Source organism: Mycobacterium sp. 852014-52144_SCH5372336 (assembly GCF_001665615.1).
In the GTDB taxonomy this organism is placed as follows: Bacteria; Actinomycetota; Actinomycetes; order Mycobacteriales; family Mycobacteriaceae; genus Mycobacterium; species Mycobacterium neumannii_A.
This window is the reverse complement of sequence record NZ_LZSW01000057.1, coordinates 24,681-37,712: the sequence shown is the minus strand read 5'-3', so window position 1 is coordinate 37,712 and position 13,032 is coordinate 24,681. Positions and strand designations below refer to the sequence as shown.

At 68.4% G+C, this 13,032-nt stretch carries 14 protein-coding genes; 5 read left to right on the top strand and 9 right to left on the bottom strand.

Annotation, left to right across the window (positions count from 1 at the left end):
• Positions 1 to 3: 3 nt before the first annotated feature.
• The 5 genes from A5759_RS18665 to clpB form a co-directional block, all read right to left on the bottom strand.
• A complete protein-coding gene (locus A5759_RS18665; protein ID WP_068200243.1) occupies positions 4 to 663 on the bottom strand; it encodes an RNA methyltransferase in 660 nt (219 codons plus the stop codon).
• A complete protein-coding gene (locus tag A5759_RS18660; protein WP_068200240.1) occupies positions 656 to 1,555 on the bottom strand; it encodes a hypothetical protein in 900 nt (299 codons plus the stop codon). The genes A5759_RS18665 and A5759_RS18660 overlap by 8 nt, the downstream gene beginning before the upstream one ends.
• Positions 1,556 to 1,567: 12 nt before the next feature.
• Entirely contained in the window at positions 1,568 to 2,344 is a 777-nt protein-coding gene (locus tag A5759_RS18655; RefSeq protein ID WP_068200237.1) for an SDR family oxidoreductase, read from the bottom strand.
• A gap of 41 nt (positions 2,345 to 2,385) precedes the next feature.
• Positions 2,386 to 3,204: a trehalose monomycolate transport factor TtfA gene (gene ttfA / locus A5759_RS18650; protein WP_068200234.1), complete on the bottom strand. Its 819-nt coding sequence runs from the start codon at positions 3,202 to 3,204 to the stop codon at positions 2,386 to 2,388.
• Positions 3,205 to 3,359: 155 nt separating this feature from the next.
• Complete coding sequence (gene clpB, locus A5759_RS18645; protein ID WP_068200231.1) at positions 3,360 to 5,906, bottom strand: ATP-dependent chaperone ClpB; 2,547 nt, start codon at positions 5,904 to 5,906, stop codon at positions 3,360 to 3,362.
• 192 nt (positions 5,907 to 6,098) lie between these two features.
• Here clpB and A5759_RS18640 point away from each other — a divergent pair, with 192 nt between their 5' ends.
• Positions 6,099 to 6,518: a hypothetical protein gene (locus A5759_RS18640; RefSeq protein ID WP_068200229.1), complete on the top strand. Its 420-nt coding sequence runs from the start codon at positions 6,099 to 6,101 to the stop codon at positions 6,516 to 6,518.
• 33 nt (positions 6,519 to 6,551) lie between these two features.
• Here A5759_RS18640 and A5759_RS18635 read toward each other — a convergent pair whose 3' ends face one another.
• Entirely contained in the window at positions 6,552 to 6,770 is a 219-nt protein-coding gene (locus A5759_RS18635; protein WP_068200225.1) for a hypothetical protein, read from the bottom strand.
• 18 nt (positions 6,771 to 6,788) lie between these two features.
• Here A5759_RS18635 and A5759_RS18630 point away from each other — a divergent pair, with 18 nt between their 5' ends.
• On the top strand, positions 6,789 to 7,451 hold the full coding sequence (locus A5759_RS18630; protein WP_369816237.1) for a GAP family protein: 663 nt from the start codon (positions 6,789 to 6,791) through the stop codon (positions 7,449 to 7,451).
• On the opposite strand, the gene A5759_RS18625 is transcribed toward A5759_RS18630, so the two are convergent.
• Positions 7,446 to 8,093 carry a TetR family transcriptional regulator gene (locus A5759_RS18625; protein WP_068200220.1) on the bottom strand — a complete coding sequence of 216 codons (648 nt, stop codon included), beginning with the start codon at positions 8,091 to 8,093 and terminating at the stop codon, positions 7,446 to 7,448. The genes A5759_RS18630 and A5759_RS18625 overlap by 6 nt on opposite strands.
• A 99-nt stretch (positions 8,094 to 8,192) precedes the next feature.
• On the opposite strand from A5759_RS18625, the gene A5759_RS18620 reads away from it, so the two are divergent.
• The 3 genes from A5759_RS18620 to A5759_RS18610 are packed head-to-tail and all read left to right on the top strand — an operon-like array spanning position 8,193 to position 11,331.
• Positions 8,193 to 9,203: a hypothetical protein gene (locus A5759_RS18620; RefSeq protein ID WP_068200217.1), complete on the top strand. Its 1,011-nt coding sequence runs from the start codon at positions 8,193 to 8,195 to the stop codon at positions 9,201 to 9,203.
• Positions 9,204 to 9,219: 16 nt separating this feature from the next.
• Entirely contained in the window at positions 9,220 to 10,383 is a 1,164-nt protein-coding gene (locus A5759_RS18615) for an FAD-binding oxidoreductase (protein ID WP_068200214.1), read from the top strand.
• Between the two features lie 45 nt (positions 10,384 to 10,428).
• Positions 10,429 to 11,331 carry an aldose 1-epimerase gene (locus tag A5759_RS18610; protein WP_068200210.1) on the top strand — a complete coding sequence of 301 codons (903 nt, stop codon included), beginning with the start codon at positions 10,429 to 10,431 and terminating at the stop codon, positions 11,329 to 11,331.
• On the opposite strand, the gene A5759_RS18605 is transcribed toward A5759_RS18610, so the two are convergent.
• Together A5759_RS18605 and dnaJ are read right to left on the bottom strand one after the other, a co-directional pair.
• Complete coding sequence (locus tag A5759_RS18605; RefSeq protein WP_068200205.1) at positions 11,328 to 11,714, bottom strand: heat shock protein transcriptional repressor HspR; 387 nt, start codon at positions 11,712 to 11,714, stop codon at positions 11,328 to 11,330. The two genes, A5759_RS18610 and A5759_RS18605, sit on opposite strands and share 4 nt — an antisense overlap.
• Complete coding sequence (gene dnaJ / locus A5759_RS18600) at positions 11,714 to 12,892, bottom strand: molecular chaperone DnaJ (protein WP_068200202.1); 1,179 nt, start codon at positions 12,890 to 12,892, stop codon at positions 11,714 to 11,716. The genes A5759_RS18605 and dnaJ overlap by 1 nt, the downstream gene beginning before the upstream one ends.
• Positions 12,893 to 13,032: the final 140 nt, after the last annotated feature.

The window sequence follows — 13,032 nt, the reverse complement described above, 5'->3', positions numbered from 1 at the left end:
GCCTTACCAGGCCGCCGAAAGGTCCCCGTGTTGGGTGATCCAGGTGTGCATCGCGATACCCGCCGCGACGCCGGCGTTGATGCTGCGTGTCGAGCCGAACTGGGCGATGGACACGGTCAGGGCCGCGCCGGCCCTCGCCTCGGGGGTGATCCCCGGCCCCTCCTGGCCGAAGACCAGCAGGCAGTCGCGCGGCAACGGCGTGGTCTCGATGCGCACCGCGCCCGGGACGTTGTCGACGGCGACGACCGTCAGCCCGGCGTCGGCCGCGTGAGCGAGCAGCGCGGCGGTGGTGTCGTGGTGGCGCAGGCGTTGGTAGCGGTCGGTCACCATCGCGCCGCGACGGTTCCACCGTCGCCTGCCGACGATGTGCACGGTGTCGACGGCGAACGCGTTCGCGGTGCGCACGACCGCCCCGATGTTGGCGTCGTTGCCGAAGTTCTCGATCGCGATGTGCAGGGCGTGCCTGCGCTCGTCGATGTCGGCGATGATCGCTTCGCGTGTCCAATAGCGGTACGCGTCAACGACATTGCGGGTGTCCCCGTCGCGGAGGAGGGCCAGGTCGTAGCGTGGGTCGTCGGGTTGGGGCCCCTGCCACGGGCCGACGCCGGGCGCCTCGCCCCATTCGGTGGGGCCGGCGGCTTCGGGTTCCGGTGGGTCAGTCATCCTTCGTCCAGAGCGCGGCGTGGGTCCCGACGAGCGAAACGGTCGCGTACAGCAGCGCCTTGTTGATCTCGCCCTGGGTGCACAGCGATGCCCGCACCTGGACGGCCTCGCGGGAGGCATCGGGAAGTACCAACACCGAGGCGCCGTAGACGTCGCATGCGTGACTCAGCCCGGGTGCCGGCAGTGTCGGCGAGACCAGCACCATCGCCGGCCCACCGCGCTGCTGCGAGACCTCGCGGTATTGCTCTGCCATACCGCTGATCTCGAGACCGATCAGCATGTAGCCGTTTCCGGTGAACGCGTTCGGATCGCCCAGCGCCGCCGGAGCGAGCATGGCGCCGTCGGCGCGGAAAGCATCCAGGCTCGTCGTGCGGATCGACAATCCGGTGTCGTTGTCCCTGACCGCGGGCAGTCCGACGGGAAACGCCGCGGGATGGGCGACGGTGGTTCCCGGTGTCCGGTCGCGCGGCGAGTAGACGTACACGCCGCGCACCTGCACCTGGTCACGCGCGGGCCCTATGCAGACCGTGCCGGTAAGGCGGTCGGGCGTGGGGGCCGAGAGTGGTTGCAGCTCAAGGTCGGTCGCATCGCGACAGCTTCCGATGCCGTTGGCCTCGATCGGGTGCGCGAGCGCCCCGTACAGGCCGAACCGGAGGTCTTCCGGCTTGGCGTGCGGCCCGTCGGCGTCCGCGGGTGACGCGTCGACGTCGAACAGCACGTAGTCGCCGTCGAAGCGCAGGTTCGCCACCGACATGTTCCAGCCCAGTGTGGCAAGGGATTCGCCCAAGGTGGCGGTCTGCGCGCCGTAGGGGTGAATCGACGCATCGTCTGTGGAGCATGCCGATGCCGCGACGACGACGATCGCGGTCAGCGCCACGATCAGCGCACGCACGTACGCGGTGCCCTATGTCCGACCACGACCCCGGCCCACGACTTTGGTCATGGCGCGCACCAGGTTTCGCGGCACCACCCGTCCTGCGGTGGTGAGCACCTTGTACTGCACACCGGGGATGATCACGACCTTTCCCTTCGCGACGCCGGCCATCGTCTCGCGAACCACGTCGTCGACCTCGAGCCAGAACCACGACGGTGTGCCGTCCATGTCGATGCCCGCCCGCTGGTGGAACTCGGTGCGCACGAAGCCCGGGCACAGCGCGTGCACTCCGACTCCGGTGCCGCCCAGGCCGTTGGCGAGGCCCTCGGAGAATGCGACCACCCAGGACTTGGAGGCCGAATACGTCGACCCGCGGCCGGGTACCAGACCGGCGACGCTGGCGACGTTGATCACCGTGCCGCGCGCGGCGTCCAGCATCGGGGGCAGCGCCGCGTGCGTCAGCTGCATGACGGCGGTGACGTTGACATCGAGCTGCGATCGCAGCAGTGAATAGTCCGCGCTCCAGAACTCGCCGGACGTTCCGAAACCGGCATTGTTGACCAGCACCTGAACACCCGCGGCGAGTCGATCGGCGACCTTCGCGCGGTCGGCGGCCTCGGCAAGGTCGGCGGTGAGCACCTCGACGGCCGCACCGCCTTCGTCGCGCAGTTCGGCGGCAAGGCGCTCGAGCCTGGTCGCATCGCGCGCGACGAGCACGAGATCGTGGCCGTCGCGGGCGAACCTGCGCGCAAAGCCCGCGCCGATACCGGACGTCGGTCCGGTGATCAGGGCGACGGGGCGAGACATGGCTTCAGGCTACTTCCCCGGTCGCGAGCTCCGGGCGCCACTTACCGCTGATAGTGCGGTGACTGCCGTCCGTTACGCGGCGGTTGACGCCGTGCGTCGGGCCGGGGCGGCTGCTGGGGGTAGCGCGCCTCGGGGCGGCCCGGAGCGTCGACGCCCGGTACCGGTTCGCGGCCGGCCGCGGGGGTGAGCGGGCGGCTGGGCGATCCGCTTCGCCGGGCCAGCGCGCCCTGGCTGCCCTGCGCCATGGCCTGCGGAGTCGGCGGCAGGACGCGCAGAAGGTCGTTGAACTGGCGCACGGTGCGCAGACCCTCGTCCCACTGCGCGCGTGTGCTGGTCACCGGCATGGAGACCAGCGTCCAGTGCTCCTCGTTCCACATGATCTCGGCGCAGTCGGGGGCGGTGTGGGCGAACGTCACCATCCGCCGGTCGCACGCACGTCGAGCGGCATCGAGGTTGGTGGAGTAGACCATGCGCGGGCCGATCGCGCCGAGCAGCCAGATGTCGTTTTCTCGCGGCTCTTTGATGCCCTTGAGCCGCAGGTCGACGACGACGTTGGTGCCGACCTTGCGGTGCAGCGCGATCACCGTCGCGACGTCTTCGAGGTCGAAGATGAACACCGCCTCGCCGCGGATCTGCCCGAGGACCACGTTCTTCGCGGCGACCTCGCCGACCGTCGACATCACCCCGCGCTTCCAGCGTTGGACGATGTCGGTCGATTCGTGTTCGTAGTCGAAGCCGTGTGACTTCGCCCAGGACTTGCGTCGACGCCCCAAGCCGCGTCGACGGTCGATGTCGACGTAGAGCAACACGGCCGCACCGACGAAGCAGAGCGCGGACAGCGTGAACCAAAGCGGGACCATTGCGCTCTAGCCTACGTGCAGGTAGCGCCGAATCCCGAACTCTTCCTGGTCACAACCCGGCATCTGCCAATATCCGCCGCGCGAAATTGCATTCCAGCAGGTGTCTACTCGACATTTCGCTGCCGGAATGCAATTTCGCGGCGGAACGACGGACGTCAGCCCAGCACCAGCGAGTCGCCGTCGGCGCTGAGGTTGACCGGAACGATGTCGCCGTCGTGCACGTCGCCTGCCAGCAGCAGCTTGGCCAGCTGGTCGCCGATGGCCTGCTGGATCAGCCTGCGCAGCGGGCGGGCGCCGTAGAGCGGGTCGAAGCCCCGCTGGGCCAGCCACTTCTTGGCGGGCAGGGACACCTCGAGGGTGAGCCTGCGCTGCTCCAACCGCTTGGCCAGCTGCTCGAGCTGGATGTCGACGATGTGCACCAGCTCCTCGGGGTTCAGCCCGTCGAACACGATCACGTCGTCGAGCCGGTTGATGAACTCCGGTTTGAACGCCCCACGCACGGCGGCCATCACCTGCTCCTCGGTACCGCCGGCACCCAGGTTCGACGTCAGGATCAGGATCGTGTTGCGGAAGTCGACCGTGCGGCCCTGGCCGTCGGTCAGCCTGCCCTCGTCGAGCACCTGCAACAGCACGTCGAACACGTCCGGGTGGGCCTTCTCGATCTCGTCGAACAGGATCACCGTGTACGGGCGACGCCGCACCGCCTCGGTCAACTGACCGCCCTGGTCGTAGCCGACGTAGCCGGGAGGCGCGCCGACCAGGCGGGCCACCGAGTGCTTCTCGGCGTACTCGCTCATATCGATGCGGACCATCGCCCGCTCGTCGTCGAACAGGAACTCCGCCAGCGCCTTGGCCAGCTCGGTCTTACCGACACCGGTCGGGCCCAGGAACATGAACGAACCCGTCGGCCGGTTCGGGTCGGCGACACCGGCGCGGCTGCGCCGCACGGCATCAGAAACAGCCTGCACGGCCTTGCGCTGCCCGACGACGCGCTTGCCCAGCTCGTCCTCCATGCGCAGCAGCTTGGCCGTCTCGCCCTCGAGCATCCGGCCCGCGGGGATACCGGTCCAAGCCGACACCACGTCGGCGATGTCGTCGGGTCCGACCTCCTCCTTGAGCATGACGTCCTCGCGCGCCTCGGCGTGCGGGAGCGCCGCGTCGAGCTTCTTCTCCACCTCGGGGATGCGGCCGTACCGCAGTTCGGCGGCCCGCTCCAGGTTGCCGTCGCGTTCAGCGCGGTCGGCCTCACCTCGCAGCGACTCGAGCTGCTCCTTGAGCTCGCGGACAATGTCGATGGCGTTCTTCTCGTTCTGCCACCTGCTGGTTAGTTGGGCCAGCTCCTCCTTCTTATCGGCCAGTTCGCCGCGCAGCTTCTCCAGCCGCTCCTTGGAGGCGGCGTCCTCTTCCTTGGACAGCGCCATCTCCTCGATCTCGAGGCGACGCACCAGCCGCTCGACCTCGTCGACCTCGACGGGCCGCGAGTCGATCTCCATGCGCAGCCGGGACGCGGCCTCGTCGACCAGGTCGATCGCCTTGTCCGGCAGGAACCGCGAGGTGATGTAGCGGTCGGACAGTGTCGCCGCCGCCACCAACGCGGAGTCGGTGATGCGCACACCGTGGTGCACCTCGTAGCGGTCCTTGAGCCCGCGCAGGATGCCGACGGTGTCCTCGACCGACGGCTCACCGACATAGACCTGCTGGAAGCGGCGCTCCAGCGCGGCGTCCTTCTCGATGTACTTGCGGTACTCGTCGAGCGTGGTCGCGCCGACCAGCCGCAGCTCGCCGCGGGCCAGCATCGGCTTGATCATGTTGCCCGCGTCCATCGAACCGTCACCGGTCGCGCCCGCACCCACGATGGTGTGCAGCTCGTCGATGAACGTGATGATCTGGCCGGCCGAGTTCTTGATGTCGTCCAGGACGGCCTTCAGCCGTTCCTCGAACTCGCCGCGGTACTTCGAGCCGGCCACCATCGAGCCCAGGTCCAGGCTGACGACGGTCTTGTCGCGCAGGCTTTCCGGCACGTCGCCGGCCACGATGCGCTGGGCGAGGCCCTCGACGATCGCGGTCTTACCGACGCCGGGCTCACCGATCAGCACGGGGTTGTTCTTGGTGCGACGCGACAGCACCTGCACGACGCGTCGGATCTCGGTGTCGCGCCCGATGACCGGGTCGAGCTTGCCCTCCCGAGCGCGGGCGGTCAGATCGGTGGAGTACTTCTCCAGCGCCTGGTAGGTCCCCTCGGGGTCCGGGCTGGTGACCCGGGCGCTTCCGCGCACCTTGACGAACGCCTCGCGCAGGGCCTGTGGAGAGGCGCCGTGGCCGGTCAGCAGCTTCGCTGTGTCCGATTCGCCGGTGGCCAGGCCGACCATCAGGTGTTCGGTCGAGACGTACTCGTCGTCCATCTCGGTCGCCAGGTGCTGGGCGGCGGTGATCGCGGCCAGGGCCTGCGGGGACAGCTGCGGCTGCGAGGCCGCACCACTGGCGCTGGGCAGGCGGTCGAGGAGCCGCTGCGTCTCCGCGCGAATCGTTGCGGGTTCAACGCCGACGGCCTCGAGAAGGGGTGCGGCAATGCCGTCGTTCTGCGTCAACAGTGCCATCAACAGGTGGGCGGGTGTGATCTGCGGGTTGCCCGCGGCCGTGGCCGCCTGCAACGACGCGGTCAGCGCCGCCTGAGTTTTGGTCGTCGGATTGAACGAGTCCACGACACCTTCCCTTTCTTAGGTACGTGAGCTTGGCGAAATGCTTGTCGCATAGATCAACGTCGTCAATCTTGAGTCTGTTCCGCTCAAGTCTAGTCAATTTTCGGCCCCCTTGGCACCCACCTCGGGACCGATGTGCACAACACGCCGCTCAGCTGTCACAATTTTCACAGCTGTATCAGCGAGGCTGGACGCATGCGTCGGCTTTGCGTGATTCTCGCGGGCTTCGCGGTGAGCGTGAGCGGGTTCGTCCCGCCGGCGTCGGCCGTGCCAGCTGCCGCGGTCAGCGACGAGGATCAGGTCCGCGCCGTCCTCGACGGAATGAACGGCTCCTACAACCGCGAGGACTTCGCATCGTTCGCCGCGCACATCTGCGCGCCGATGCGTCGGTCCGCGGGCTTCGCGGCCGAGTGGTACGCCAGCCGCAAGGCCGACGGGCCGACCCAGGTCACGGTCAGCTCGGTGAGGGTCGCCGGCGAACCCGCGCTCACCGCCGTGGCCACCGTTCGGTTCGCGGCCGCCAATCGGCCCGAGGCCAAGATCTTCGACATCGACTTCCTGCGCGAGGACGATGAGTGGAAGGCCTGCCAGTACCACGCGGCGCGATCCATCTGATCACGACGGACGGCGCTGCCGCCGCGACGGTCATCATCGGCCACCGGGTGCGCCGATCAGGTCGACGAGTTCCTCGCCTGGCAGGACCGACTTCGCCTGGCCGAGAACGAGTTTCCCGGCTTCCGTGGCAGCGAGCTGTTCCGCCCCGTGGTGGGGGTCCAGCACGAGTGGACCGGGATGTACCGCTTCGACACCCCGAAACAGCGACGCGCACAGCGCATGCGGCGTAAGAACCGCACCGGCAGTGGGCATTCCGCTATGTTCGGCCTCGTGGACAAGGGATCGTTGCTCACCGAACTGATCCCGTTGGCGTTGGTGGTGGCGCTCTCACCGCTGTCGATCATCCCCGCGGTGCTCGTGCTGCACACGACGCGGCCGCGCCCGACGAGCCTGGCGTTCCTGGCCGGGTGGTTCATCGGGCTGGCGGTGCTGACGAGCATCTTCCTTCAGGTGTCCAGCCTGCTCGGCGGCCGCGAGGGCCGGCCGCCGGGATGGGCGTCGTTGTTGCGAATCGTGGTCGGAGCGGCGCTCATCGTGTTCGGGTTGTATCGCTGGTTCACCCGCAAGAAGACGTCGCACAAGCCGCGCTGGATGGAGGGCCTGAGCACGTTGACCCCGCTACGCGCGGGCGGCACCGCGATGCTGCTGACGGTCGCCAACCCGAAGGTCCTGTTCATCTGCGCCGCAGCGGGTTTGGCGATCGGCACCGCCGGCGGATCCCGCGACGACTGGGTGGCCGTCGCCTGGTTCGTGATCGCGGCCGGTTCGACGGTCGCGCTGCCGATCCTGGCCTACGCGGTCTCCGGCGACCGGCTCGACCGACCGCTGGCGCGGCTCAAGGACTGGATGGACCGCCAGCACGCCGTTCTCATCGCGGGCATCCTCGTAGTGATCGGGCTCATGGTGTTGTACAAGGGCATTCACGGCTTATGACCCGCCGGGCTCCGGCAGCCCGAGCTCCGCGGCGTCGGCCGTCAGATACCGCGTCACCGTCGGCGCGAGCAGCCGCACCAGGTCGTCGTCGGGCAGCGTCGCCAACGGCGGGATCTTCATGACGAAGCGCAGCACCGCGGTACCCACGAGCTGACTCGCCGCCAGAAGCGCTCGCAGCCGGGCCTCTTCCCCGCCGCCGAGCTCGGCGGACACCGCGCTCAGCACGTGATCCTGCATGAAGCCGCGGAACGCCTCGTGCGCGTCGGGGTTGGAGGTGGCCGACTGCAACATCGCGACCATCGTGGGGCCCGAATCCGGTGACTGCCAGATCCGCAAATAAGTCCGCACCATGCGGGTGCCGATGTCGGGGTCGTCGTCCGGGCCTCCGGCGAGTGCAGACACGAGCGCGCCGGGGGTGACGACGAGGTTGAGCGACTCCCGAAACAGCTGGGCCTTCGAGCCGAACAGGTAGAGGACCATCGACGGGTCGACGTGGGCGTCGCGGGCCACCGCACGCAGCGTCGTCTTCTCGTAACCCTCGGCGCCGAAGCGCTTGCGGGCCGCGGCGAGCACCGCGTCACGCGAGACCGGCTCGCCCTGTCGCCGGCCCCTGCGCCGGACTGTTTTGGCTGGTGACGCCATACCACGAGGTTAGCATTTCAATGAGTGTTGAAATTATTGGTCCAGGGCGATACCCTGCCCCTATGCAGAAATTCAACGACGAATGAAAAGGCGTGAACCATGACTACCGAAACATTCGAAAGGGCCACCCACCACGCGTCACCGGTTCACGAGCCGCCCGCCGCGGTACGCGCGACGGGCGTGGTCGTGGTGCTCACCGTCGTCATCGCGATCGTCGCGCTGGCCTTCGCACTGCCCGCCGCCCGCAGCGGTCCACACGACGTGCCGATCGGCGCGGCCGGGCCGCAGGCGGCCAGTGGTCAAGTCGCGGCGACGCTGGATCAACAGGCGCCGGGCGCGTTCGCGGTCACCTACTACCCCGGTGCCGACGCCCTTCGCGAGGCGATCCGCAATCGCGACGTGTACGGCGGCATCGCATTCGGACCCGAGGGGCCGACCCTGATGACCGCGACGGGCGCAAGCCCCATGGTCGCCCAGATGTTGACCCAGATCGGCAACGGCGTTGCGCAGAAGACCCGCACGCAATTGCGCGTCGAGGACCTGGCGCCCCCGACCGCCGACGACCCGCGCGGTGCCGGTCTGGCCGCCTCCGCCCTGCCCATCACCCTCGCCGGGCTGCTGCCCGCTATCGCGTTGATGTTCGCGCTCAAGCGCGAGGTGTGGACACGCTTCACCGCCGCCGTGGTCTTCGCGGGCGTGGCCGGGCTGTCGATCGCCGCGCTGCTGCGTTGGGTCATGGGCTCGATCGACGCGAACTTCTGGGGAGTCGCCGGTGCGCTGACATTGGGCGCACTGGCCATGGGGTTGACGATGCTGGGGTTGGGGTCGCTGTTCGGCCGGGTCGGCCTCGCGCTGGGCGCGGTGCTCGCGCTGCTCGTCGGCAACCCGCTGTCCGGCCTGACCAGCGCCCCCGAACTGTTGCCCAGCGGCTGGGGACAGTTCGGCCAGTTCCTGCCCCAGGGCGCCAACGCCACCCTGCTGCGGTCCGCGGCGTTCTTCGACGGTGCGGGTGCCGCGATGCCGGTCATCGTGCTGACCTGCTGGACGGCCGTCGGAGTGGCGCTGATCGTGCTGGCGGCGCTTCGGCAGCGAAGGGTGACGCCCGGCTGACATACACTCGGGCCGCGTGGGACTCGACGACCGTGACGCGCTGCGCACGCTGCGTGACGCGGTCGATCCCGCGCTCGGCTCGGACTTGATTCGTAGCTTCTACACCCACTGGTTCGCGATCGACATCTCGGTGCGCGACCTGTTCCCGCCGGACATGGACGAGCAGCGTCGGCGGTTCGGCCACGCCGTCTCCTGGGTGTTGGGCGAACTCGTCGCCCAACGAGCACAGGAGCCGGTCGCATTCCTCGCTCAGCTGGGCCGCGACCATCGCAAGTACGGTGTGCTGCAACGGCATTACGACACCATGCAGACGGCGCTGTACGCCAGCTTCCGCAATCACCTGACCGAGCACTGGGATGAGTCCCTCGCCGAGACCGCACAGGACGCCGTCGCGTTGATGGTCGGGGTGATGCGCGGGGCCGCCGACGCGGAGCAGGGCCCGCCATTCTGCGACGGCACGGTCATCGAACACCTGCGGGTCACCCGCGACGTCTCGGTCGTGCGGTTGCAGCTGGACCGTCCGCTGTTCTACCACCCGGGCCAATACGTGACGGTCCAGGTTCCGCAATGGCCGCGCCGGTGGCGGTATCTGAGCCCGTCGATACCGACCGAGCCGTCCGGCGCGATCGAATTCCACATCCGCTCCGTGGCCGGCGGCATGGTGAGCACCGCGATCGTCGCCGAGACGAAACCCGGCGACCGGTGGCGGCTGTCCAACCCGCACGGGGGGCTGCACGTGGACCGCGACGGCGGCGACGTGCTGATGGTGGCGGGCAGCACCGGGCTGGCGCCGCTGCGGACGCTGATCATGGATCTCACCCGCTGGGGCGTCAATCCGCGCGTCCACCTGTTCTTCGGCGGACGGTATCCGTGCGACCTGTACGACCTGCGCACGCTGTGGGAGATCGCGTCGCAGAACCCGTGGCTGTCCGTCACCCCGGTCTCGGAGTTCAACGTCGACCCGCCGTGGGCCGCCGACTATCCTGACGTGCAGCCACCGCGCGGCTTGCATGTGCGACAGACCGGCACGCTGGCCGACGTGGTCACCCGTTACGGCAACTGGGGCGATCGGCAGATCCTGATCTGCGGGAGCCCGAACATGGTGACGGCGACCAAGGCGGCGCTGCTCGCCAAAGGAGCACCGGCCGAACGCATTCAGCACGATCCGTTGAGCTCCTGAATCCGGCCATGGCTTCATCTCAGCCCAGCATGGGACGATCGTCTGGTGGTTGACTTCGATGCCGTCACGCTGAGAGACCCGTCGTCGGACCTGACCGCGACCTTCGTCCCGTCCGCCGGCATGATCGGCACGTCGCTGGCCGAGTCGGGTGACGAGTTCCTCGGTCAGCGCCGCGGCTTGACCGCCTACGTGAACAACGGCAAGACGATGGGCATCCCCATCCTGTATCCGTGGGCGAACCGGTTGAGCGCCAACAGCTATGAGGTCGACGGGTCGGTCGTCACCTTGACCCCCGGCGCAAATGGTGTCCGCACCGACGAGCACGGTGCGCCGATCCACGGTGTGCTCGCCGCCTATCCGGGTTGGAAGGTGACCACCCGCACCGAGAACGTCCTGACCGCCGAGCTCGACTACGGCGCCGACGCGCAACTGCTCGCGTCGTTTCCGTTCCCGCACCTACTCACCCAACACGTCATGCTCGACGACCGCACGCTCACCATCGAGACGACGGTCACGCCCACCTCGTCGGCGGCCGTGCCGCTGTGCTTCGGCTACCACCCGTACCTGAAGATCCCCGGCGTCCCACGCGAGGAGTGGACGCTGAGCACCCCGGCGATGCGCCACCTGCCGGTCGACGACAACGGCATCCCCACCGGCGCTCACGAGCAGTGGCCCGGCGGCGCAGAACAATTGAAGATCACCGCCTACGACGACGGTTTCGACCAGGTCCCAGAAGGCGCGGTGTTCACCCTCACCGACGGTGAGCGCCGCATCGAGGTGCGGTTCGAAACCGGCTATCCCGCAGCACAGCTCTTCGCCCCACCCGACGACGACCTGATCGGCATCGAGCCGATGGCCGCGCCGACGGATTCACTGCGAAGGGGCGGATACCGAAAGGCGGCCCCCGGCAAGCCGGAGACCGCTCGGTTCTCGATCACGGTGATTTAGCGCTTATTTCGCGGTTGCCAGACTACGACCGCGGTGCTCTTCGGCATCACGGCCAGATCGCGGCGCGAAGATCCGCGCAACGCCTCCACTTCTTCGGTCAGCTCCCGCACCCGCGCCTGCAGCGCCTCGACCTGGTTGGTCAGCTCGATGATGCGTTTGATGCCCGCGAGGTTGACACCCTCGTCCTGGCTCAACCGCTGCACCTCGCGGAGCAACTCCACGTCGTGCTGCGAGTAACGCCTCCCGCCACCCGAGGTGCGCTGCGGGCGCACCAAACCGAGCCGGTCATAGGTGCGCAGCGTCTGGGCATGCATGCCCGCCAGCTCCGCGGCGACCGAGATCAGGAACGTACGCGCCTCGTCGTTCGGCCGTTTCGCTGCCATCAGGCACCTGCCCATCCGGCCCGCGGATCGAAGCCGCTGGCCCGCTCCGCCTTCGCATAGGCCTCCAACGCCTCGGCCGCCTCACCCTCGAGGTTCGGCGGCACCGCGACCTTCACCGTCACGAGCAGATCGCCGTGTCCGCCAGAGCGTTTCGGCACGCCACGCCCGCGCACTCGCAGGATGCGTCCGTCCGACGTGCCCTTGGGCACCCGCACACCGACCTTGCCTTCCAGCGTCGGCACCGAAAGCGTTGTGCCGAGCGCCAACTCGTGGAAGCTGACCGGCACGGTGACGGTCAGGTCGTCGCCGTCGCGGCCGAACACCTTGTCGGGCCGCACGTGCACGGTGACGTACAGGTCGCCCGACGGTGCACCGCGCAGACCCGCTTCGCCCTGGCCGGCCAACCGGATTCGTTGTCCGTCCTCGACGCCCGGGGGGATCCGCACGTTGATCGTGCGGGTGCGGGTGGTCACGCCGGTGCCCTTGCACTCCTGGCAGGGGTGCTCGATGATCGACCCGCTGCCACGGCATTCCGTGCACGGCTCGGAGAACCCGAACGCGCCCTGGTTGCGGTTGATCACCCCGGACCCGTTGCAGTTCGGGCAAACCTTCGGACTGGTGCCGGGCCGGGCGCCGCTGCCGTGACAGTTCGTGCACGGCGCGGGGCTGGTGAGCCGCAACGGCATCGCCACACCCTTGGTGGCTTCCAGGAACGACAGCTCCGCCTCGGTCTCGAGGTCGTTGCCGCGACGCGGCCTGCTGGGTCGGGCCTGCTGGGCGCCGCGGCCGAAGAGCCCACCGAACAGATCGCCGATGTTCGCGCCGCCGGTCTGGCCGGCCGCATCGAAGAGGTCGTTCAGGTTGAACTCGGCGCCGTCGCCGCCACCGAATCCACCGAAGCCGCCACCGCCGCCGAACCGGCCGCGGCCGAAACCGCCGTTGGCGAACAAGCGTCGGGTCTCGTCGTACTCTTTACGCTTGGCCGGGTCGGTGAGCACCTCTTTGGCCTCGGATACAGCCTTGTACCGATCTTCGGCGGCCGAGTTCCCGGGATTGCGGTCGGGATGGTTCTCCGCGAGCAGCTTTCGGGCCGCCCGCTTGATTTCCTGATCGCTGGCGTCAGAGGAGACGCCGAGCTCCTTGTAGAAGTCCTTCTCGACCCACTCACGCTGGGCCATACCGCGTCACCTCCTTCCGCTCATGTCTGTTTATCGCAGTCTCATTCCGATTTTGATGATTGACGACGAATCGCGCCGGATTAGTCGCCGCCGCTGACGCGAAGGTGGCGCAGAATCCGTCCGTTTCGGCTATTCCGCGC

Coding starts and splice junctions, on each gene's coding strand:
- A5759_RS18665 (WP_068200243.1), bottom strand. CDS start 663: ATGACTGACCCACCGGAACCCGAAGCCGCCGGCCCCACCGAATGGGGC.
- A5759_RS18655 (WP_068200237.1), bottom strand. CDS start 2,344: ATGTCTCGCCCCGTCGCCCTGATCACCGGACCGACGTCCGGTATCGGC.
- ttfA (WP_068200234.1), bottom strand. CDS start 3,204: ATGGTCCCGCTTTGGTTCACGCTGTCCGCGCTCTGCTTCGTCGGTGCG.
- A5759_RS18640 (WP_068200229.1), top strand. CDS start 6,099: ATGCGTCGGCTTTGCGTGATTCTCGCGGGCTTCGCGGTGAGCGTGAGC.
- A5759_RS18635 (WP_068200225.1), bottom strand. CDS start 6,770: ATGCCCACTGCCGGTGCGGTTCTTACGCCGCATGCGCTGTGCGCGTCG.
- A5759_RS18625 (WP_068200220.1), bottom strand. CDS start 8,093: ATGGCGTCACCAGCCAAAACAGTCCGGCGCAGGGGCCGGCGACAGGGC.
- A5759_RS18620 (WP_068200217.1), top strand. CDS start 8,193: ATGACTACCGAAACATTCGAAAGGGCCACCCACCACGCGTCACCGGTT.
- A5759_RS18605 (WP_068200205.1), bottom strand. CDS start 11,714: ATGGCAGCGAAACGGCCGAACGACGAGGCGCGTACGTTCCTGATCTCG.
- dnaJ (WP_068200202.1), bottom strand. CDS start 12,892: ATGGCCCAGCGTGAGTGGGTCGAGAAGGACTTCTACAAGGAGCTCGGC.